This window comes from Streptomyces regalis, assembly GCF_001509475.1.
GTDB classification, from domain to species: Bacteria; Actinomycetota; Actinomycetes; order Streptomycetales; family Streptomycetaceae; genus Streptomyces; species Streptomyces regalis.
Genome location: NZ_LLZG01000277.1, coordinates 79200 through 99588, shown reverse-complemented (window position 1 = coordinate 99588; position 20389 = coordinate 79200). Strand labels below are relative to the sequence as shown.

The 20389-nt window shown below is 70.5% G+C and carries 17 protein-coding genes and 4 pseudogenes; 14 read left to right on the top strand and 7 right to left on the bottom strand.

Translation table 11 applies throughout. The features are described 5' to 3' along the window. The first annotated feature begins 88 nt into the window (after positions 1 to 88). The 6 genes from ADL12_RS26150 (at position 89) to ADL12_RS26125 (ending at position 6138) form a co-directional block, all read left to right on the top strand. A complete protein-coding gene (locus tag ADL12_RS26150; RefSeq protein WP_062705721.1) occupies positions 89 to 892 on the top strand; it encodes an SAM-dependent methyltransferase in 804 nt (267 codons plus the stop codon). 242 nt (positions 893 to 1134) lie between these two features. Beyond that, positions 1135 to 2133: a substrate-binding domain-containing protein gene (locus ADL12_RS26145; protein WP_062705719.1), complete on the top strand. Its 999-nt coding sequence runs from the start codon at positions 1135 to 1137 to the stop codon at positions 2131 to 2133. Positions 2134 to 2372: 239 nt separating this feature from the next. Continuing rightward, positions 2373 to 4772, top strand: coding sequence for a sensor histidine kinase (locus tag ADL12_RS26140; protein ID WP_062705717.1), 2400 nt, complete (start codon positions 2373 to 2375; stop codon positions 4770 to 4772). Positions 4773 to 4783: 11 nt separating this feature from the next. Then, positions 4784 to 5203 (top strand): roadblock/LC7 domain-containing protein, encoded by a 420-nt coding sequence (locus ADL12_RS26135; protein ID WP_062705779.1) that lies wholly within the window; start codon positions 4784 to 4786, stop codon positions 5201 to 5203. 1 nt (position 5204) lies between these two features. Beyond that, entirely contained in the window at positions 5205 to 5564 is a 360-nt protein-coding gene (locus tag ADL12_RS26130; protein WP_062705715.1) for a DUF742 domain-containing protein, read from the top strand. Then, positions 5551 to 6138 (top strand): GTP-binding protein, encoded by a 588-nt coding sequence (locus ADL12_RS26125; protein ID WP_062705713.1) that lies wholly within the window; start codon positions 5551 to 5553, stop codon positions 6136 to 6138. Before ADL12_RS26130 ends, ADL12_RS26125 begins: the two co-directional genes overlap by 14 nt. 57 nt (positions 6139 to 6195) lie before the next feature. Here ADL12_RS26125 and ADL12_RS26120 read toward each other — a convergent pair. Continuing rightward, positions 6196 to 7113 (bottom strand): annotated as a pseudogene (locus tag ADL12_RS26120) (M81 family metallopeptidase); the annotation flags it as partial. Between ADL12_RS26120 and ADL12_RS26115 the strand changes: the two are divergent. Both ADL12_RS26115 and ADL12_RS26110 read left to right on the top strand, forming a co-directional pair. After that, positions 7111 to 7560 (top strand): annotated as a pseudogene (locus tag ADL12_RS26115) (ROK family protein); the annotation flags it as partial. The pseudogenes ADL12_RS26120 and ADL12_RS26115 overlap by 3 nt on opposite strands. Before the next feature lie 126 nt (positions 7561 to 7686). Continuing rightward, positions 7687 to 9066, top strand: coding sequence for a glycoside hydrolase family 43 protein (locus ADL12_RS26110; RefSeq protein WP_062705710.1), 1380 nt, complete (start codon positions 7687 to 7689; stop codon positions 9064 to 9066). Between the two features lie 58 nt (positions 9067 to 9124). Here ADL12_RS26110 and ADL12_RS26105 read toward each other — a convergent pair whose 3' ends face one another. Next, a complete protein-coding gene (locus ADL12_RS26105) occupies positions 9125 to 10081 on the bottom strand; it encodes an ABC transporter substrate-binding protein (protein ID WP_062705708.1) in 957 nt (318 codons plus the stop codon). Between the two features lie 350 nt (positions 10082 to 10431). Between ADL12_RS26105 and ADL12_RS26100 the strand changes: the two genes are divergently transcribed. From ADL12_RS26100 to ADL12_RS56810, 5 genes and pseudogenes are all read left to right on the top strand, one after another. Beyond that, a complete protein-coding gene (locus ADL12_RS26100) occupies positions 10432 to 13011 on the top strand; it encodes a sensor histidine kinase (protein ID WP_079052288.1) in 2580 nt (859 codons plus the stop codon). Then, a complete protein-coding gene (locus tag ADL12_RS26095) occupies positions 13008 to 13484 on the top strand; it encodes a roadblock/LC7 domain-containing protein (RefSeq protein WP_062705706.1) in 477 nt (158 codons plus the stop codon). Before ADL12_RS26100 ends, ADL12_RS26095 begins: the two co-directional genes overlap by 4 nt. Before the next feature lie 60 nt (positions 13485 to 13544). Then, a pseudogene (locus ADL12_RS26090) lies at positions 13545 to 14016 on the top strand (DUF742 domain-containing protein). Then, positions 14003 to 14635: a GTP-binding protein gene (locus ADL12_RS26085; protein WP_079052286.1), complete on the top strand. Its 633-nt coding sequence runs from the start codon at positions 14003 to 14005 to the stop codon at positions 14633 to 14635. Before ADL12_RS26090 ends, ADL12_RS26085 begins: the two are co-directional and overlap by 14 nt. Positions 14636 to 14712: 77 nt before the next feature. Beyond that, a pseudogene (locus ADL12_RS56810) lies at positions 14713 to 14823 on the top strand (RidA family protein); the annotation flags it as partial. A gap of 11 nt (positions 14824 to 14834) precedes the next feature. Here the strand turns inward: ADL12_RS56810 and ADL12_RS26080 are convergent. From ADL12_RS26080 to ADL12_RS26070, 3 genes are read right to left on the bottom strand one after another with little or no spacing between them, the layout of a single operon-like run. Continuing rightward, positions 14835 to 15503, bottom strand: a complete 669-nt coding sequence (locus ADL12_RS26080) for an ABC transporter permease (protein ID WP_062705704.1) — start codon at positions 15501 to 15503, stop codon at positions 14835 to 14837. Continuing rightward, positions 15500 to 16186 (bottom strand): ABC transporter permease, encoded by a 687-nt coding sequence (locus ADL12_RS26075; protein WP_062705702.1) that lies wholly within the window; start codon positions 16184 to 16186, stop codon positions 15500 to 15502. Before ADL12_RS26075 ends, ADL12_RS26080 begins: the two co-directional genes overlap by 4 nt. Beyond that, positions 16183 to 17340, bottom strand: a complete 1158-nt coding sequence (locus ADL12_RS26070) for an ABC transporter ATP-binding protein (protein ID WP_079052285.1) — start codon at positions 17338 to 17340, stop codon at positions 16183 to 16185. The genes ADL12_RS26075 and ADL12_RS26070 overlap by 4 nt, the downstream gene beginning before the upstream one ends. Before the next feature lie 284 nt (positions 17341 to 17624). Here ADL12_RS26070 and ADL12_RS26065 point away from each other — a divergent pair, with 284 nt between their 5' ends. Beyond that, positions 17625 to 19715, top strand: a complete 2091-nt coding sequence (locus ADL12_RS26065) for an ArnT family glycosyltransferase (protein ID WP_062705700.1) — start codon at positions 17625 to 17627, stop codon at positions 19713 to 19715. 54 nt (positions 19716 to 19769) lie between these two features. On the opposite strand, the gene ADL12_RS54255 is transcribed toward ADL12_RS26065, so the two are convergent. Together ADL12_RS54255 and ADL12_RS51005 are read right to left on the bottom strand one after the other, a co-directional pair. After that, positions 19770 to 19913 (bottom strand): hypothetical protein, encoded by a 144-nt coding sequence (locus ADL12_RS54255; protein ID WP_159053303.1) that lies wholly within the window; start codon positions 19911 to 19913, stop codon positions 19770 to 19772. Positions 19914 to 19964: 51 nt separating this feature from the next. Next, positions 19965 to 20354, bottom strand: coding sequence for an MFS transporter (locus tag ADL12_RS51005; RefSeq protein WP_062705698.1), 390 nt, complete (start codon positions 20352 to 20354; stop codon positions 19965 to 19967). Positions 20355 to 20389: the final 35 nt, after the last annotated feature.

Sequence of the window (20389 nt, the reverse complement as noted above, 5' to 3'; positions counted from 1 at the left end):
CAGCGGTAGGCATGCCTCCCACCAACTTCCCTACGGCGTCGGGATGTTGACAGACTGACCCGGCCCGACCCCCACCCCCGGAGGCCTCATGTCTGCCGACCGTATCGACACCGAGACCGCCCACTCTGCCCGCATCTACGACTACATCCTCGGCGGCAAGGACTACTACCCCGCCGACCAGGAAGCGGGTGACGCCATGGCGCGTGAGTGGCCCGCGTTGCCCCTACATATGCGGGCCAACCGGGACTTCATGAACCGGGCCGTGCGGTATCTCGCCGAGGAGGCGGGGATACGGCAGTTCCTGGACATCGGGACCGGGATTCCGACGTCGCCCAATATCCATGAGATCGCCCGGTCGGTCGCGCCCGCGTCCCGGGTCGTGTACGTCGACAACGATCCGCTGGTCCTCGCGCTGTCCCGGGGGCTGCTGGCCGGGAAGCCGGAGGGGAGGACCGCGTACATCGAGGCCGACATGCTGGATCCGGCGGCCGTGCTCGAGGCCCCGGCGTTCCGCGAGACGCTCGATCTCGGGGAGCCGGTCGCGCTCACTGTCATCGCGATCGTGCACTTCCTGCTGGACGAGCACGACGCGGTGGGGATCGTGCGGCGGCTGCTCGAACCCTTGCCCACGGGCAGTTACCTCGCCATGTCCATCGGCACCGCCGAGTTCGCGCCGGACGAGGTCGGCCGGGTCGCCCGGGAGTACGCGGCCCGGGGCATGCCGATGCGGCTGCGGACCCTTGCCGAGGCCGAGGAATTCTTCACCGGTCTGGACCTCGTCGAGCCGGGCATCGTGCAGGTCCACAAGTGGCGTCCGGACGGGACAGGCACCGAGGTGATCCGGGACGAGGACATCGCGATGTACGGGGCGGTGGCACGCAAGCCGAGTTGACCCGGTTTGCGAGCGCAAGCAGTCGGGGTGGGCCGGTCGTCTGCCCGCCCTCCCGCCAGCGGTTCATCACGATGTGGCAGCAACGACTCACGCCGAGTGGTTGCACACTTGACTACCGGTGGTCACACGCGATTGGCTCCGGCCCAGCGAGAGTTCACCAGGTCGGCGCACTCCCCCTGCGGCGCGGGCCGTACTCTCGTTCGTTCCTCCGGCTCGGCCGTACAGCGAGGTGCCGCACCCTCATGAAGACTTCACCCCCCTCCCCCGTTTTCACTCGCGTCGCGGCCCTCACGGCCGCCACCTGTCTGCTGCTGGCCGGCTGCTCCGCCCTCGGTAGAACCGACGACGCCTCGGACACGGCCGCCGCGGCCGGCAGTCCACGTCTGAAGATCGCCCTGATCACCCACGGCGGCGAGGGCGACGCTTTCTGGGAGTTGGTGCAGAAGGGCGCCCGGGCCGCGGCCGCCAAGGACAACGTCGACCTGACCTACGCCAACGACTCCGACCCGGCCGGGCAGGCCGAGCTGATGCGGGACGCGATCCGGCAGAAGGCCGACGGCATCGCGGTGACCCTGGCCAAGCCGTCGGCGATGACGAGCCCGGTCACCGAGGCGCGGGCGGCCGGCATACCCGTGGTCGGCCTCAACTCAGGTATAGACGAATGGAAGTCCGCCGGTCTGCTCGAGTACTTCGGCCAGGACGAGAGCGTCGCGGGCCGCGCCGTCGGCAGCAAGCTGGACGGTCTGAAGGCCAAGCACGCCCTGTGTGTCATCCACGAGCGCGGCAACGTCGCCCTGGAGGCGCGCTGTGCGGGTGTGAAAAAGGCGTTCGGCGGCGAGACCGAGATCCTCTACGTGGACGGCACCGACATGGACGCGGTGACCGCCACCGTCGCGTCCCGGCTGACCCAGGACCCGAGCATCGACGAAGTGGTCACGCTCGGCGCACAGTTCGCGCTCGCCGCGGTGAAGTCGGCCCAGGAGGCGCACAGCAAGGCCCATGTCGCGACCTTCGACCTCAACAAGGACCTGGTCACAGCGGTCCAGGGCGGGGACGTACAGTTCGCGGTCGACCAGCAGCCGTATCTGCAGGGATACCTCGCCGTGGACTCCCTCTGGTTGTACCGGACCAACGGCAACACCCTCGGCGGTGGCGAGGCCCCCGTCCTCACCGGTCCGGCGTTCGTCACCAAGGCGAACGTCGCCGCGGTCGCGAAGCTCGCCGCCAACGGATCCCGCTGACCGGACACTTCTGCCGACGGTGTCGCCAAAGATTGGGGCACGCATGCCGCGTACGCTCACATGTACGGATAGCATCCTGCGCACCCCCTGTGATGTACCGGACACGCGTCCACCCTTCGCGCTCGTCCCCCCTTCCGCTTCCCCTTCCGCTTCCCTTTCCGCCTCCGCCTCCGCCTCCGCCTCCGCTTCCGCTTCCGCGCTGACCATCCCCGCCCTCCGCTGATCGCCCTAGGACGACAATGTCTCCACGGACAGGTCCCCGGCGCCGCCGCCTCGGCTCCATACGTCTCTCCCTGATCCTCCTGGCGCTGGTGCCCAGCGTCACGCTCGCCGCCGTCTGGAGCGTGACGACGATCCAAATGTTCTCGGAGGGCCTGACGCTGCGTGCGCAGACCGGGCTGAGCAAGTCGACCGGCGCCATGGGCACCGAGGCCACCCTCGCGCTGCAGCAGGAGCGCAGCTACTCGGCCGTCTGGCTGGCCTCGCGCCAGGAAGCGGCCCGCACCGCGCTGGACGCGCAGCGCCGCAAGACGGACAAGGCGGTCGCGAAACTCCTCGGCCAGTCGGACGAGATCCAGCAGGCGCCGGCCCGGATCAAGGACCGGTTGTACTCGGTCGTCGCGTCCCTGAGCAGCCTGGAGTACTACCGGAGTCAGGTGGACAACCCCACCGACATCACCGCCGTGCAGGCGCTGGGCCAGTACACGTCGATCATCGACGACCAGATCCACGCCTTCCAGGAGCTCTCCCAGGTCGACGACGGCGACCTCACCTCGCAGGCCGGTCCGCTCGTCTCGCTGGAGCACGCGGCGGAGCTGGTGTCCCAGGAGGACGCGCTGCTGACCCTGGCCGGGCCGTCGGGGAAGATGGACGACAAGACGTGGACCGAGTTCGCGGAGCTGGTGAACACCCGCCGCTGGCTCGTCAAGGACCAGATCGTCCCCCTGCTCAAGGAGGGCGCGAAGACGGAGACCGAGCGGATCCTGCGCAGCGCGCAGTGGCGGACCCTGAAGTCCGTCGAGGACCGGGTGTTCGCGGCCCGGGCCGCGGCGCGTGGCGACGGGGACATCGCGATTCCGGACGTGCAGAAGGAGTGGCGGGCCGCACTGATCAAGGTGTCCGACGACTACTCGGTCCTGATCCAGCAGCAGACGACCGGTCTGCTGCAGCGCAGTGCCGAGGACGCGCGCAGCCTGCTGATCAAGGCCGCGTCCCTGAGTGCGGGCGGTCTGGTCGCCCTGCTGCTGTGCATCGGGATGTCCTGGCGGATCACCCGCTCACTGTCCCGGCGCCTGCGCGGGCTGCGCGAGGCCACCCTGAGCCTCGCCCAGGAGCGGCTGCCGGACGTGGTGGCCCGGCTGGAGCGGGGCGAGAAGGTCGACGTGGAGCTGGCGACCCCGCCGCTGGACTACGGCCATGACGAACTCGGCCAGGTGGCCAAGGCGTTCAACACCGCGCAGCGCACCGCCGTACACACCGCCGTCGAACTCGCCGACACCCGGCGCGGCTTCCAGAAGATCATCCTGGGCATCGCCCGGCAGAGTCAGAACCTGGTCAACCTGCAGCTCACCAAGCTCGACGCGCTGGAGCGCGCGCACCAGGACCCCGAGGTCCTCAAGGGCCTGTACGAACTGGACTCCACCGCGAGCCAGTTGCGCCGCTACGAGGAGAACCTCGTCATCATCAGCGGCGAGCGGCCCGGCCGCAGCTGGAGCGAGCCGGTCGCGCTGATCGACATCCTGCGCAGTGCCGTCGGTGAGGTCGCCGAGTACCAGCGGGTGGAGGTGCACACCGAGGAGGAGGTACACGTCGCGCCGCCCGCGGTGGCGGACGTGATCCATCTGCTGGCGGAGCTGATCGAGAACGCCACCCTGTACTCCCCCGCGCCGGCCCCGGTCGGGGTGCGGGCCGCGATGGTGGCCAAGGGCCTGGCCGTGGAGGTCGAGGACCGTGGCCTCGGCATGTCCGAGGAGGACTACGACTCCTTCAACGCCCAGTTGGCCGACCCTCCGCAGTTCGACGTGGTGGCGCTCGCCGACGACCTGCGGCTCGGCATGTTCGTGATCGGCCGGCTCGCCCACCGGCACGGCATCGCCGTCACCCTGCGCTCCTCGCCGTACGGCGGCACGACGGCGATCGTGCTGATCCCGCACGACATCGTGGTGCGGGACGTGCCCGCGCCGGACCGGGACGAGGTGCAGCACGCCGGGGCGGCCGAACCGGAGGAGCCCGTACGGGAGTCCCGCCCGGTCGTCCCGGCCCGCACCGCACCCGCCCCGGCCCCCGCGCCCTCGCCCGCGCCCTCAGCACGCCACGGTGGCCTCTCCCCGCTCCCCCGCCGGGTACCGCAGACCAGCCTGGCCGCCGAGCTGCGCGAGGACGCCCCGGCCGCCGAAGAGGACGAGTGCGCCGATGACTTCACCGCGGAACGAGCCGCCTCCTCGCTCGCCTGCTTCCAACGGGGGACGCTTCAGGCCCGCGACGAAAGCGACGACGAGGCACCGGACGCGCCCAAGGCCGAGGACCAGCGGGTCCCGGCCACTCGGGGGGCGCGTGACGACGGTGCCCGCGAGGAGCCGACCACGGCCGGCTCGGCCTCCTCCCCCACGTCCTCCACCCCGCCCGCCGACCGCTCATGAAGGACATCGCCATGACACGCCCCACACCCGCCACGGACACCCAGCTCGACCAGTTGCTCACCGGACTCGTGGAGCGGGTCGCCGACGTCAACCACGCCGTCGTGCTCTCCGAGGACGGTCTGGTGGTCAGCAAGTCCACCGGCTTCCTGCGCGACGACGCCGAGCGGTTGGCGGCGACCGCGTCCGGGCTGATGAGCCTCAGCAAGGGCGTCAGTATGGACTTCCGGGGCGGCCCCGTGCGCCAGGCGCTGATCGAGATGGCCCACAGCTATCTGATCCTCACCTCCGCCGGGCCCGGCGCCCACCTGGTCGTGCTCACCAACCAGGGCGCGGACGTCGGTGTGGTGGCGTACCAGATGAACATGCTGGTGAAGAAGATCGGCGAGCATCTGTCGGCGGCACCGCGGGCCCACGTCGGCCCTGGTGCGTGAGGTGGGCGGTGATGATTCGGCGGGTCGGCTGGTACGTCTCTTCACCCTGACCGGCGGCCGGACGCGCCCCAGCCGCGCCGACTTCACGCTGATCACGACGGTGACGGCGGTGGATCCGCCGCCGGAGCGGGCGCCCCGTCCGCAGCCCGAACAGACGCGGATCCTGCGGCGCTGTGCCCGGCCGATCGCCGTCGCGGAACTCGCGGCCCATCTCGACCTCCCGGTGAGCGTGGTCGTCATCATGCTCTGCGATCTGCTGGAGGCGGGCCTGATCACCGTGCACCCGCCGCACCCCGTCACCCCCCGCACCCCGGACCTGGACCTGCTGCAGAAAGTGAGGGACGGCCTTGGCCGGCTCTGACACCACCGTGGAAGCGGCCGCGCCGCCCGACACGGTCAAGATCCTCATCGCCGGCGGTTTCGGCGTCGGCAAGACCACCATGGTCGGGTCGGTCAGCGAGATCGCCCCGCTGCGCACCGAGGAGCCCCTGACCGCCGCGGGCCTGGGTATCGACGACCTCAGCGGCATCGAGGAGAAGCGGGCCACGACCGTGGCCCTGGACTTCGGCCGGATCACCATCAGCCGGGAACTGGTGCTGTATCTGTTCGGTACGCCCGGTCAGCAGCGGTTCTGGTTCATGTGGAACGACCTGGCGATCGGCGCGCTCGGGGCCGTGGTCCTGGTCGACGTCCGCCGGCCGGAGTCCAGCTTCGCGGCGATCGACTTCTTCGAGCGCCGGGGCATCCCCTTCGTCGTCGGCGTCAACGGCTTCCACGGCGAACATCCCTACCCCGCCGAGGAGATCCGGGACGCCCTCGCGCTGCCGCAGCATGTGCGGGTGCTGTTGTGCGACGCGCGGAAGCGCGAGTCGTGCCGGGACGTGCTGATCACCCTGATCGACCAGTTGATCGCCGATGCCCGCAAGGCGAGCTGAGCCGGGAGCGGTCTCACTCGTTGAACCAGGCCTTCTCACTCGTTGGACGAGGCCTTCTCACTCCTCGGGGCCGGTGAGCGGACGGTTCGCGGGCGCGACGATCCGGGCCGTGAGGTCCGGATCGGGCATGCCGGGGTCGAAGAGGAACATCGGCCGGCGGATGCGGTGGTGGCCGAGACGGTAGCCGATCTTGACGATCACGACGTCGGCCGTGCGTGGCTCCAACTCCCGGCCGGTGAAGTCGCGTTCGATGTGGTACGGCTTGCGCAGCCGGGTCAGGATCACGTGCACGCTCCCGACCCGCAGCACGACCTCCGTCTCCGCGTCCCGGTCGCCGTTCCGGACGCAGTGCACCACGCCCGTCATCGTGAGCGGCCCGGCGTGCCGGTCGTCGACCTCGGCGCCCGCTGTGACGGTCACCGTCGCGCCGACGCCGGCCCGTACCGCCGTATCGACCGCGGACGACCCCGGCAGGGAGGCGTAGAGGACGACCGGGCCGGACCCGTCCTTGAACTCCGGGCGGGCGAGGACGCGTTCGAGCCCCCAGGTGACGTCGCCGGTGTCGCTGATGAAGTAGGGGCGGGCGGTGGCGGCGAGGGCCTCGTCGAGGCAGTCGTCGAGGTCCCCGGTGGGGGCGACGAAGGCGAAGTCGTGCCGGGCGTCCCAGAATCCGCGGGCGAGCCGCTCGGCGCCCACGGTGACGGCGACCTCGTCGGGGCCGGTGACCACGACCGCGGCGCGGTTGCGCGGTTCGTCCGCCCAGGCGTAACCGACCCAGATCGCCGCGTCCGTCACGCCGTCGGCCGCCTCGACCTCCGCCACGGCCGCGTACACGCCCTTCGCGGGTTCGATACGGGTGGAGGTCTGCTCCCCGGCAAGCAGCACCGGCACCGGGATCCACGCCTTGACCGGCCGGGGCGCACCGCTCGCCAGGAGGTCGACGAGGTTGCGGGCGGCCCGCTCCTTGGTCTCCATGGCTTCGGTGACCTGGCCTGCACCTGCGGCGGCCGCGGCCACCTGGAGACCCTGGCCTCCGGCCGTGCGATCGCCGCCCGTTACGCCGGGCGCACCGGCCGCGCGCGCACGGCCCGGGAGGTCGCCGAGGCGGCGGGCGCGGGCGACGTGGACGCGCTCGCCGTGTACGAGGCGGCAGGCACCGCCGTCGCCCGTGCGCTGCTCGTCACGGCGGGCCTGCTGGACCTCACCACGGTGGTCATCGGCGGTGGCCTGAGCCGCTCCTGGTCGCTGCTGGAGCACCCGATCCGTGCGACCCTGACCGCCGAACCGCCCGTCAGCGGCCACCCCGTCCGGGTCCGGCGCGCCGGCCTCGGCGCCGACGCGGTGGCGGTCGGGGCGGCGGCACGCACGCGTGCGGAACTCGGGCTGCCGCCGAGCCGAGTGGCGGGAATCCGCCAAGGATGACCATGTGATTGACGCGGACCCAACACTCTCCTACCTTCTGGTCGACTCACCGAACTTCGTTCGATATTTCGGCAATTGCGACAGTTCGGCATCTCAGCCAGAAGGCCGCACCCCCCTGGAGAGCACATGGCCCACCCCTCCCGCAGACACTTCCTCGGCATGGCCGCGAGCGCCCCGCTCGCCGCGACCGGCGCCCTGGCCCTCGGCGCGGGGACCGCCCACGCCGCCGACTCTGCGTACGCGATGGTCTACTTCACCGAGTCCAACACCATGCTGGAAGCGGACTACAACCTCCATCTGGCCGTCAGCACCGACGGCCTGCGGTGGACGCCGCTCAACCAGAACGCCCCCGTCGCCACCCCCACGCTCGGCGCCGGAGGTCTGCGCGACCCGTTCCTGCTGCGTAAGCAGGACGGCACCTTCGTCGTCCTCGCGACCGACCTGAGCGGCACGGACTGGACCCGCAACAGCGCCTACATCCACGTCTGGGACAGCACCGACCTGCGCACCTTCACCGGCTACCGGCTGCTGAAGCTGCACGACATGACCACCACGCACAGCTGGGCGCCGGAGGCGTTCTGGGACGCCTCACGCGGCCAGTACGGCATCCTCTACTCGTCGGTGAACAGCAGTGGCCACAACGTCATCATGGTCAGCTACACGACCGACTTCCGTACGACGACCAGCCCCCAGGTCTTCTTCGACCCCGGCTACGACGTCATCGACGGCAACCTCACCGTCGGCGTGAGCGGCGTCAACTACCTCTACTTCAAGCGCGCGGGCACGCTGGTCGGCGCCCGCTCGACGAGCCTGAACCCCGGCAGCTTCACCCCGTTCAGCACGGCGGTGAACCACGGGGGCACCGAGGCCCCCACAGTGGTCAAGTCCCTGACGAGCAACACGTGGTACCTCTGGGGCGACACGTACACGCCGAACGGCGTCTTCTACGTCTGGCAGACGAGCAACCTGGCCTCCGGAACCTGGACGGCGCTGGACCAGAAGCTCTACACCCAGCCGCTCAACTCCAAGCACTGCGGCATCCACCCGATCACCTCGACCGAGTACAGCAACCTGATCGCCAAGTGGGGCGCCCCCGCCTGGAACCGGCTCAAGTCGTACAACTTCCCGGCGCGTTACGTCCGGCACAGCGGCTTCGCCGGACGGATCGACGCGTACCCCTTCGACCCGTACCCCGACTCCCAGTGGAAGCTGGTGCCGGGACTCGCCGACTCCTCCGCCGTGTCCTTCCAGTCGGTCAACTACCCGACCCGCTACCTGCGGCACTACAGCTACGCCCTGCGCCTCGACGCGAACGACGGCACGTCGACGTTCGCCGCGGACGCGACCTTCTACCGGACGGCCGGGCTCGCCGACTCCTCCTGGGCGTCGTTCCGCTCGTACAACAACCCGACGCGCTACATCCGGCACGCCGACTACGCCCTGCGCATCGACCCGGTCTCCACGACCACCGAGCGCCAGGACGCCACCTTCCACGTCGGCTACTGAGCAGCACAGCGGGGTTGTGACGAGAGCCCGTCACAACCCCGCGAAAGTCTGCCGGAGGTCAGGCCAGACCGGCCGACTTCAGCCAGGCCTTGGCCACGTCCAGCGGGTCCTTGTTCTCCAGCTGGACCTGGGAGTCCAGGTCGAGGAGCGTCTTGGTGTCCAGCTTGGCCGAGACCGCGTTGAGCGCGTCGACGCCTTCCTGGGAGAGGCCGCTCTTGTAGACCAGCGGGGTCACGTTGGCGAAGCCGAAGAGGTTCTTCGGGTCCTTCAGGACGACGAAGCCTTCCTTGGTGATGGTCGGGTCCGTGGTGAAGATGTCCGCTGCCTGCACGGTGTTCTTCGTCAGCGCCGCCCGGGTCAGCGGGCCGCCCACGTCCAGCGCCTTGAAGGACTTGAACTCCAGGCCGTACTCGGACTCCAGGCCCTTCAGGCCCTGCTGCCGGGTCTGGAACTCGGGCGAACCGCCGAACACCAGGTCCGGGGCGATGTCCTTGAGGTCATCGAGGCTGGACTCGGAGGTCAGCTTGTACTTCTTCGCGGTCTCGGCGTTGAGGCTGACGGAGTCCTTGTCCTCGGCCGACGAGGACTCCAGCAGCGTCAGCGTCGAGTCCAGCTTGGACTTCACCGCGGCGTTCACGGCGTCGGCCGACTTCTGCTCCGCCTTCGGGTCGAGGTAGGAGAGCAGTGAGCCGTTGTACTCCGGCAGGACCGTGACGGAGCCGTTCTTCAGCAGGCCGTAGGTCACCTCGCGGCTGCCGATGTTGGGCTTGTAAGTGACCTTGATGCCCTTGGCCTTGAGCGCCTCGCCGTAGATGTCGGCGATCAGAGTGCTCTCGGGGAAGTTGTTCGAGCCGACGACCACGGTGTCGCCGCTCGCTCCGTCCTCGGCGAGCGGGTCGGACTTGTCGTCGGAGGAGGAGCATCCCGCCAGCAGCGCCGCCGTGGCGGCGAGCGCGACGGCGGCCGCGCCGGGATGGTTCCTGAGGGACCTGCTGCGTGAGGCGGTGAAAGTCACGATTCCCGTTCCGGATTCTGGGGATTGTGGTGAGCGGAGAACGCTCTCTACTGATCCAATCCAGCCAGTTCTCCTTCAGTCAAGAGAAATCGGGTCACCGATTGGCCTCGAAGAACGGTCACTTGTGACCCGATGCGATCCCGATGCGAGGGGGAAGGTTAAGAGGGGACGGTTGGGGCGGAGAGCGTTGTAACGGATTCTTGACATACAGTTTCGGTCACGAACGACAAGAGGCGGTAGTCTCCCCGACGTTGACGGGGTGACGTGCGCAAACAGCCGATCCACAGCCGATCAACAACGGTCACGTGAGACCTCGCGCGCCGTGTGACGCCCACGAAGGAGGCAAGTCGGTGTCCACGAACGCGGTGGGCGCGCCCCGCCCGCGTCGGCTACGCGGTTTCGCCGTCCGCTGGCCCTTCAGACGGAAGCTCAACCTTCTGGTCGGTGTGCCGCTGACCGTGGTCGCAGCTCTCCTCGCCTACCTCATCGCCGACCAGACCGCACAGTCACGCAACGCCGCGGACGCCGCCCGGCTGGTCCGGGAGAGCGTCGAGGTCGCAAGGCTCATCGACCGGCTGGCCGCCGAGCACCAGCAGGCCGTCCTGCTCTCCGTACGGCACGAGGCCACCGAGGGCAGTGCGCCCTCGCCCGCCGCCTACCGCACGGCGCAGTCCCTGGTGAACGCCCAGGTCGAGCGGGTGCGCGACGCGTTCGGGGACGGGCTGCCGCAGACCGAGGCGCAGGCCCTGAGGACGGTCGAGGGCCTGAGCAGCCTGCGCGAGACCGTCGAGCAGCAGTATCTGCCCGCCGAGAACATCGACCCCGCGTACACCCGTGCCTCGCAGGGCCTGATCGACGGCCTCGGGCTGGACCGCAACCCCGATCTCGCGACCACCTTCACCGGCAGCCTGCTCGACTCGCTGCTGCGCGCGGGCGCCGCGCACGGCGCCTTCGAGACCGGCGTGTTCTCCGCGTCGACCGGTGACTCCAACGCGCTCATCGAGTTCATCGGCGCGATCGGCGCCTACGACGAGTACACCCACCAGTCCGAACGCTTCGCGCGGTTCGCCACCGAGGCACAGGCCGGCACGCTCGACGGGATCAAGTACACCCACGCGCAGACCACCATCAGCCGGCAGTACGCCGAGCTGCAGATCGACCCGGGCGCGGTGCAGGCCGAGTCGCCCGCCGAGGTCCGCAAGTCGCTCGCGGAGGCACTCGACTCCTACGGCGCCTACCGCGACCAGGCCAAGACCCGGCTGGCGATCACCACCTCGCTCATCGACCAGATCGCCGACCAGGCGGACAGCGCCTCCGAGACGGCGGCGTTGCGCGCGCTCCTGCTGCTGGGGCTCGCCCTGTTCGGCTTCGCCGTCTGGCTGGTCCTCGCGATGCTGGTGCGCCGCTCGGTGGTCCGCCCGGTGCAGGCCCTCACGGGTGCGGCACGGCAGGTCGCCGTCGTCGCCGAGCGCGAGCTGGACCGGGTGGCCGACGACGACGCCGAGGACGACGGTCCGCCGCGGCTGGTCGAGCTGCCGGTCATGGCGCGCGACGAGATCGGCGACCTCGCCGAGGCGTTCAACCGGGTGCAGACCACGGCGGTCGCGCTGCTGGAGCGGCAGGTGCTCAGCCGGCGCAACACGGCGGAGATGTTCGGCAACGTGGGCCGCAGGGTCAGCAACCTGACGACACGTCAGCTGTCGTTGATCGACGCGGTGGAGCGGGGCGAGACGGACCCCGCGCTCCTGGAGCGCCTGTACTCCATCGACCACATCGCGGTCCGGCTGCGCCGCAACGCCGACAGCCTGATGCTGCTCGCCGGCATCCACGAGGCGGTCCTCGACACCGCGCCCCTCGCGCTCACCAACGTCGTACGCGCCTCGCTCGGCCAGATCGAGGGCTACCAGCGGGTGGAGCTGCGCGCGCGGACCGAGGTCGTGGTGGAGCCGGAGGTCATCGGCGACCTGACGCTGATGGTGGCCGAACTGCTGGAGAACGCGGTGTCGTTCTCGCCGGATGGCCGCCCGGTCGAGGTGACGGTGGCGGACGGCGAGCAGGGCAGCGCGGTGATCGTCGTCACCGACCACGGCCTGGGCATGAGCCCCGAACGCCTCGACGAGGAGAACGCCCGCCTCATCCGCCGCGAACGGCTGGACCTCGTGCCGACGAAGGTCCTCGGCCTGTTCGTGGTCGGCACACTGGCCCGCCGCTGGGAGATCGCGGTCGCCCTGTCGCGCACACCGGGTGGCGGCCTGACGGCCGAGGTGACGGTGCCGTCGTCGCTGCTGGTGACCGGGAGCACGACGGGGTCCATGGCCACGGCAGCGCTGGCGGCGATCGCCGGAGGTACCGGGGCGGAGGCGAGCGCGCAGACCGTGCGGGCCGTGCAGGCCTCCGGCCCCGGCGCGCAGACCGTCGACGCGGCGACAGCCGACTCCGCCGACGCGCTGTCGGTCCCTGCCTCCGGGCCCCGGCCGTCGGCCGCCGCGCAGGCAGCCGCCGTACCGGCGGTCGACGGCGCGGACGGGGACGGGCTGCGGCCTCTCCCCCGCCGGGTATCCCAGCGGGGTGCCGCCCCGGGCGGTACGGCGGATCACGCCCGGGCCGACCAGCCGGACCCGTCCGCCGACGAAGCCGCCGCCTCCCGCCCTCTGCGTCGCCGCGTCCGCGGCGCGACCCTGCGGACGACGGCCGCCTCCGCCCCGCAGACGGCGCCGCGGCAGGCCGTGCGTACCGTGGACGCCGAGGCCGTGCGGGACGCGCTCGACGAGTTCGAGGCCGCTGTGGAGCGCGCGCACCGCGACAGCCGACGCGGCGACACCACCGGCACCGCCAGGACCGCCGGCACCGGAGAACACTCCGCCCCAGCCCCACACCCGACCCCCCATACGCAAGACCAGAACGACCCCCCGGAAGGAGCGGAGCAGTGAGCACGTCGACAGGTGGCACCCCGGCGGGAGGCACCACACCGGCCGAACTGCAGGCCGCCGCAGCCGACTTCACCTGGCTGCTGAATCGCTTCGCGAAGGAGACGGCCGGCGTGGTGGACGCCATCGCCGTCTCGTCCGACGGACTGCTCATCGCCGTCTCCGAACTGCGTGAGCACGCCGACTCCGAGCGACTCGCCGCGATCGTCTCCGGCATCACCAGTCTGGCCGCCGGCGCATCCGGCAACTACGGCCTCGGCAGCCTCAACAAGGTCATCATCGACCTGGAGGGCGGCCACGTCCTGGTCTCCGCGATCGGCAGCGGCGCCGTGCTCGGCGTGGTCACCGACAAGGAGGCCAAGCTGGGCAACATCGCCTACGAGATGACGGTGTTCGCCAACCGCGCCGGCTCCGCCCTCAGCCCGCAGCTCGTGCTGGAGCTGAAGAACAGCGTCGGCGCCGCGTCGGCCCGCTGACCGGGCCGGGAAGAGAGCCGGGAAGGACAAGGCACCCGGTCGAGGAGGACGGACAAGCCCATGGCGGACGGCATCCCACCGCCGGACCCCGACGGCCCGGACCCTGACGGACCGGACCCTGACGGACCGGAGCCCGACGGCCCGGCCCCGGTCGGCCCCGCCCCCGCCGTGCGGCCGTTCCTGGTCACCGCCGGCCGGGTGGCGGTCGACGCCGACGGCCGGTCGATGCCCGTCGAGACCCAGGTGGTGGCCACCACCGAGGGGCTCGACGCGCTCGACCGGCTCGCCTTCGAGCAGCACGACATCGTCGCCGTGTGCCGGCTGCCGCAGTCCATCGCGGAGATCGCGGCCCGGCTGCGGCTGCACCTCAACGTGGTGCGCGTCCTCGCCGAGGATCTGCGCGCCGCGGGGCAGTTGACGGTGCACGTGCCCGACTCCGGCGTCGTCCATGACGCATCCGTACTGCGCAGGGTCATCGACGGCCTGCGCGCCATCCCCGACTCACGAGGGGTCACTCCGTGACGACGACTGAACCGGCCTCCCCCAGCCTCCGGCCGGGGGGACCCCCAGGCGCGCCAGCCGCGCGGACGGCCACCGTACGACCGCCGCTGCCGGTCAAGATGGTGATCGCGGGCGGCTTCGGTGTGGGCAAGACCACCACCGTGGGCTCGATATCCGAGATCGAGCCGCTGACCACCGAGGCCGCCATCACGGAGGTCGCGGCGGGCGTGGACGACCTCACGCACACCCCGCGCAAGACCACGACCACCGTGGCCATGGACTTCGGCTGCATCACCATCGACCCGACCCTGAAGCTGTACCTGTTCGGCACACCGGGCCAGGAACGGTTCGGCTTCATGTGGGACGACATCGTCGAGGGCGCGGTCGGCGGGCTCGTCATCGTCGACACCCGCCGCCTCGACGACTGCTACGCCGCCGTCGACTACTTCGAGCACCGGGCCATCCCCTTCGCGGTCGCCGTCAACGCCTTCGACGGCAAGGTCGAGCACACCCTGGAGGAGGTCCGCTGGGCACTCGACGTCACCGACGGCGTCCCGGTGGTCGTCTTCGACGCCCGCGAGCGCGGCTCGGTCAGGGACGCCCTGCTCGTCGTACTGGAACTGGCGCTGGCACGTGTCGCTCCGCGGTGAGAGCCGCGACAGGCCGTCGAGCGTCTGCGGGCCCCGTCGTGGCTGGTCGCGCCCACGCGGCGGAGCCGCATATTGACGAGGCCGTCGGCCTCGGCTATGAACACGTGGTCCGCCTCGGCACGTTCATCGTCGCCTCACTCGCGCTGCCGGGCATGCTCTTCGAGGTCGACGCAGTTGCCGTACGGCCGACTCCGTCGCGTCAGTGGCGCCTGCGCACCCCCGGCGACACCGCGAGCCGGCCCAGCGCCCAGAACACCGCGAGCGTCGTCAGTGCCATGGCGGCGACGAGGGTGGCGCCGCCCACCACCTTCTCGTAGTTGCGCTGGTAGAGGCCGTCGATGATGTAGCGGCCGAGGCCGCCGAAGCTGACGTATGCGGCGATGGTGGCCGTCGAGACGATCTGGATGGCCGCCGAGCGCAGGCCGCTGAGGATCAGCGGGAGGGCGACGGGCAGTTCGACCCGGAAGAGGACCGCGGTCTCGGCCATGCCCATGCCGCGCGCGGCGTCCACCGGGGCTGGGTCGACGGAGCGCATCGCCTCGTAGGTGGTGACGAGGATGGGCGGGATGGCGAGCACGACCAGCGGGATCATGACGGGGGCCATGCCCAGGCCCAGCAGGATGAACATCAGCACCATCAAGCCGAAGCTGGGCAGCGCCCGGGCGGAAGTGGCGATGAGCGCGAGCGCGTTGCCGCCGCGCCCGGTGTGTCCGGTGAGCAGGCCGATCGGCAGTCCGACCGCGGCGGCGATGCCGAGGGCCATCAGCGTGTACTCGAGGTGCTCGGCGAGCCGCGCCGGGATGCCGTCGTAGCCCTGCCAGTGGGCGTTGTCGCTGAAGAAGGAGTTGATGAAGTTCAGTACGTTCACCGGGCGGCCTCCTTCACGGCGAGCGGGCGCGGGTTCTTGCGGGTGGCGCGCGGCATCCAGGGCGTCAGCAGTACACGGAGGCCGATCAGTGCGGCGTCCACGAGCAGGGCGAGGACGGCCGTTCCCACGACGGAGAGCCAGATCAGGCGTGGCTGGTTGTAGATCAGGCCGCTGTTGAGCAGGTTGCCGAGGGCGCCCTCGTTGCCGATCAGCATGCCGACGCTGACGAGGGAGACGCTCGACACGGACGCCACCCGCAGTCCGGCGATGATCGCGGGCGCCGCGATCGGCAACTGCACCTGGACATAGCGGCGTACGGGCCCGAAGCCCATGGCCGTGGCGGCGGCCAGCGTCTCCTGCGGCACCGACCGCACCCCGTCCACGATCGCGGGGACCAGTACCACCAGGCTGTAGACGGCCAACGGGATCATCACCGTGAGCTCGCTCAGGCCGGTGTAGTCGATGAGGATGACGAAGAAGGCGAGCGAGGGAATCGCGTAGAGCACGGTCGTCACCCACAGCACGGGCGCGTACAGCCAGCGCACCCGCACACACAGCTGGGCGACCGGCAGGGCCACGAGCAGCCCGGCCAGCACCGGGATCAACGCCTCGCGCAGGTGCAGGGCGACCAGTCCGAAGTAGCTGTTCTGGAGGTCGCTGGGCAGGTCGAAGAGTTCGCTCATGGCGCGACCTTCTGGACCTTGCCGGCCCCACCGGGCTTCGCGTCCGCACCGCGCTCCGCGTGCGCGCCCCGGATGGCCTCGCCGATGACCTGCTGCGAGACGACCCCGGCGGCCCGGCCCTCGGCGTCCACGGCGACGGCCCATCCGGTCGGCGAGAGCACCGCACAGTCGAGCGCGGCCCGCAGCGAGTCGGTGCCGGCCACGAACGGGCGGCCGTACGACAGCAGTTGCCCCGCCTTGATCTCCCCGGCGGTGAGCTCCTGCGGCTCGCTCCAGCCGAGGGGCTTGCCGTCCTGGTCGGTGACGAGGAGATAGGGCGTGTCGCCCGCGCCGGCCGCGGCGATCTGCTCGGCGGTGGCGTCGACGGCGACGATCGGGGCGGTCAGCAACTCCAGGCCCGCCGAGGGGAAGAACGACAGCCGCCGGATGCCGCGGTCGGCGCCGAGGAAGTCCTCCACGAAGGCGTCGGCCGGGTGGGACAGCAGCTCGGCGGGCGGCGCGAACTGGGCGAGATGACCGCCGGTGCGCATCACGGCGACCATCGTGCCGAGCTTGACGGCCTCGTCGATGTCATGGGTGACGAAGACGATGGTCTTGCCCAACTCCTCCTGGATCCGGAGGAGTTCGTCCTGCAGACCCTTGCGTACCACGGGGTCGACGGCCGAGAACGGCTCGTCCATCAGCAGCACCGGCGGATCCGCCGCGAGCGCCCGCGCCACGCCGACGCGCTGCTGCTGGCCACCGGAGAGCTGGTACGGGTACCGCTTGGCGAGCGCCCCGTCGAGCCCCACCCGCTCCATCAGCTCCCGTGCCCGCGCCCGGGACTTCTCCTTGCCCCAGCCGAGCATGCGGGGCACGGTGGCGATGTTGTCGAGGATCGTGCGGTGCTGGAAGAGACCGGCGTTCTGGATGACGTAACCCATGGACCGGCGCAGCGTGTTGACCGGCTGCTGCTGGATGTCCTTGCCGTCGAGGAGGATGGTGCCCTCGCTGGGCTCGACCATCCGGTTGATCATGCGCAGGGTGGTGGTCTTTCCGCAGCCCGACGGTCCGACGAGGACGGTGATCGAACGGTCGGGGATCTCCAGCGAGAGGCGATCGACCGCCACCGTGCCGTCCGGGTATCGCTTGGTGACTGAATCTATCCGTATCAAAACGCCGAATACCCTTCGGGTGTGGGGCCGTCCGGCCGAGTCTAGACCTCTTGTGTTTCGGGCCTTCGTGGGCCGGTTCCTCGGCGCCGGTCAGCACTGTTCTGTGCGCACCCTGTGAGTCCGCTGATTCTCACCCTTCCCTCAGAAGCGCCTCAGCGATCCCCCAGAAGCGGCCTCGATCGTCAGCGGCATGAACGCCGGACCCGCACCCCGCAGGTACCGGCCGTCCGAACCACCGCCGCTGTCCTGCCCGTCGGGGCGAACACCCACCTGGAGTACGCGTCATGACGACCCTCGCCCCACCCCCCGCGCCCGTCCATGACGGCGGACCCCGGCACCGCGCCGAACCGCCGGCCGGCGGCGGCCTCGCCGCCCGTGCACGCAGGCTGCTGACCGGCACACCCGAGGACCCGCGCTGGGCCCGCCCCGCCCTGTGGGCGATCCTGCTCCTGGCCACCGCCCTGTACGCCTGGAACCTCTCCTCCGTCACCGGCAACACCTTCTACAACGCGGCCGTCTACAGCGGCACCAAGAGCTGGAAGGCGTTCTTCTTCGGCGCGCTGGACGCCGGCAGCTTCATCACCGTCGACAAACCGCCGTTCGCGCTGTGGGTGATGGGCCTGTCGGCCCGCGCCTTCGGCTATGGCACCTGGCAGTTGATGCTGCCGATGGTCGCGGTGGGCGTCGGCTCGGTGGCGCTGCTGTACCGGATGGTCAAGCGGGACTTCGGGGTGGTGGCGGGCACGATCGCCGCCCTCGCGCTGACCCTCACCCCGATCACGGTCGCCATCAGCCGCGACACCAACCCCGACCCGATCCTGGTCTTCCTGATGCTGCTCGGCGCCGCCGCGCTGACGAAGGCCGTGCGCACCGGACGGCTGATGCCACTGGTGTGGTCCGGCGTCGCGATCGGCGTCGCGTTCAACACGAAGATGATGCAGGCGTACGTCGTCCTGCCCGTGTTCTTCCTGGTGTACCTGTGGGCCGCGAACGCCTCCCTGGGCCGGCGGCTCCGCAATCTCGCCGTCGGCACGGTCGCGTTGGTGGTGAGCAGCGCCTGGTGGATGGTGATCGTCGATCTGATCCCCGCCTCGTCGCGTCCGTACATCGGCGGCTCCACCGACAACACCGTCTGGGATCTCGTCATCGGCTACAACGGCTTCGGCCGTATCTTCGGGGCGAGTTCGTCGGTGGGCTCGCAGGGCAACGGCGCGAGCTTCGGCGGCGAGGCCGGCCTGTACCGGATGTTCAACGAGGTCATGGGCGGGCAGATCTCCTGGCTGATCCCGTTCGCGCTGGTCGCACTCGTGGGCGGGCTCGTGCTGCGCGGGCGGGCGCCCAGGACCGACGGCAAGCGTGCGGCGCTCATGCTGTGGGGCGGCTGGTTCGTGCTGCACTACCTGACTTTCGCCCTCGCCGAGGGCACCTTCCATCCCTACTACGTCACCGCCATGGCGCCGGGGATCGCGGCCCTGGCCGGTATCGGTGCCGTGATGCTGTACCGGGCGTTCGTCGAGGGTTCGGCGGCGATGGGGGTCCCCCCGCTCGAGCGAAGCCGAGCGGGGGGCAGGGGTTGGGTGCTGCCGGGTGCGATCGCTGCGAGCACCGTGTGGGCGGTCGTGCTGTTCCAGCGGGTCTCCGGCTCCGGAACGCTGTACACGGTCGCCCAGGTGGTGGCCGGTGTGGCAGGCACTGCGGCCGTGCTCGGGCTGCTGGTCGGGCGGTTCACCAAGCGGCGGCGGCTGATCGGGCTCGCGGCGCTGGCGGCGGTCGTGGCCCTGCTGGCCGGTCCCGCCGCGTACTCGGTGTCGGCGGGGACGACCGCGAGCAGCAACGGCACCAACCCGACGGCCGGGCCGAACACCGGCGGTGGCATGGGCGGCGGCCGGCGTCCGAGCGGCGGCGCGCCGAGCGGGGCCGGCAGCTCCAACGGCCAGGCCATGGGGCAGCCACCGACCGGCACCGGAAGCACCGACACCGAGGGCGCCGAGGGCGCCGACCAGTCGCAAAGCGGTCGAACCGCCGGGGGCATGGGCGGCACCCAGGTCACCTCCGGGATGATCACGTACCTGAAGAAGAACCAGGACGGCGCCACCTGGCTGGTCGCGGTGGCCACCGACCAGACCGCCTCCTCGATCATCCTGGAGTCCGGTGAGCCGGTGATCTCCATGGGCGGCTGGTCCGGCACGGACGACGCGATGACGCTCGCCAAGCTCAAGAGCCTGGTGAAGGCGGGCACGTTGCACTACATCGTGATCAGCGACAGCGGTCAGGGCTCCTCGAACTCCGAGATCTCGACCTGGGTCAAGAAGAACGGCACCGCGGTGAGCGACTACAGCGGGCTGTACCGCCTGGACGCCTCCGACGTCAGCTGAACCACCGGTCCCCCCTACGACACGACGCCCTCGGCGTGCGCGACGCCGAGGGCGTCATTCGGGCACCGCGTCCAGCAGCTCCGCCAGCCGCGGGAAGACCTTGGTGCTCGTCGCCACCTGCACCGCCTCGCCGTCCTTCCACCAGTGCACGCCGGTGATGGTGGTGAAGGAGGTGTCGTTCTCGTTGTCCGCGCACATCTAACCGCCGGCTGGGCAGCACCGGCAGTCGTCGTCCCCGCTCACGCCACATCATCGGCATGCTCCTCCTTCGGCCGCTCCGCAGTGCGTTCCGGTGCGGGGGCGGCCAGTCCGGGGATCCGTCGGCCGACGAGCAGGTAGATGACCACGCTGGCCAGGGCGAACGAGCCGACACCGAGGAACATGGAGCAGGGAAATCAGCAGCAGCCGGGTCCGGCCGAGAAGGTCGGAGAGCGAACCTCCGACGAACCCGGCGAAGATCGAGAAGAACACCGACGAACCGATGATGAAGCCGATCATGCCCGGCTGGAGCCCGAGTTCCTTGCGAAGGAACACAGCCAGGAAGGGCACGGTGACCGAGTTGGCCAGGCTCATGATGCCGGAGCCGACGATCAGCACCCGGGCGAGCACGGGCGGGGACGCGGTGGTGATGTCGGTCATCGCGCTGCCGCGCCCTTGTCCCCTTCCCCTCTTCG

Coding starts and splice junctions, on each gene's coding strand:
- ADL12_RS26140 (WP_062705717.1), top strand. CDS start 2,373: ATGTCTCCACGGACAGGTCCCCGGCGCCGCCGCCTCGGCTCCATACGT.
- ADL12_RS26075 (WP_062705702.1), bottom strand. CDS start 16,186: ATGAGCGAACTCTTCGACCTGCCCAGCGACCTCCAGAACAGCTACTTC.
- ADL12_RS54255 (WP_159053303.1), bottom strand. CDS start 19,913: ATGTGCGCGGACAACGAGAACGACACCTCCTTCACCACCATCACCGGC.
- ADL12_RS26110 (WP_062705710.1), top strand. CDS start 7,687: ATGGCCCACCCCTCCCGCAGACACTTCCTCGGCATGGCCGCGAGCGCC.
- ADL12_RS26135 (WP_062705779.1), top strand. CDS start 4,784: ATGACACGCCCCACACCCGCCACGGACACCCAGCTCGACCAGTTGCTC.
- ADL12_RS26145 (WP_062705719.1), top strand. CDS start 1,135: ATGAAGACTTCACCCCCCTCCCCCGTTTTCACTCGCGTCGCGGCCCTC.
- ADL12_RS26065 (WP_062705700.1), top strand. CDS start 17,625: ATGACGACCCTCGCCCCACCCCCCGCGCCCGTCCATGACGGCGGACCC.
- ADL12_RS51005 (WP_062705698.1), bottom strand. CDS start 20,354: ATGACCGACATCACCACCGCGTCCCCGCCCGTGCTCGCCCGGGTGCTG.
- ADL12_RS26150 (WP_062705721.1), top strand. CDS start 89: ATGTCTGCCGACCGTATCGACACCGAGACCGCCCACTCTGCCCGCATC.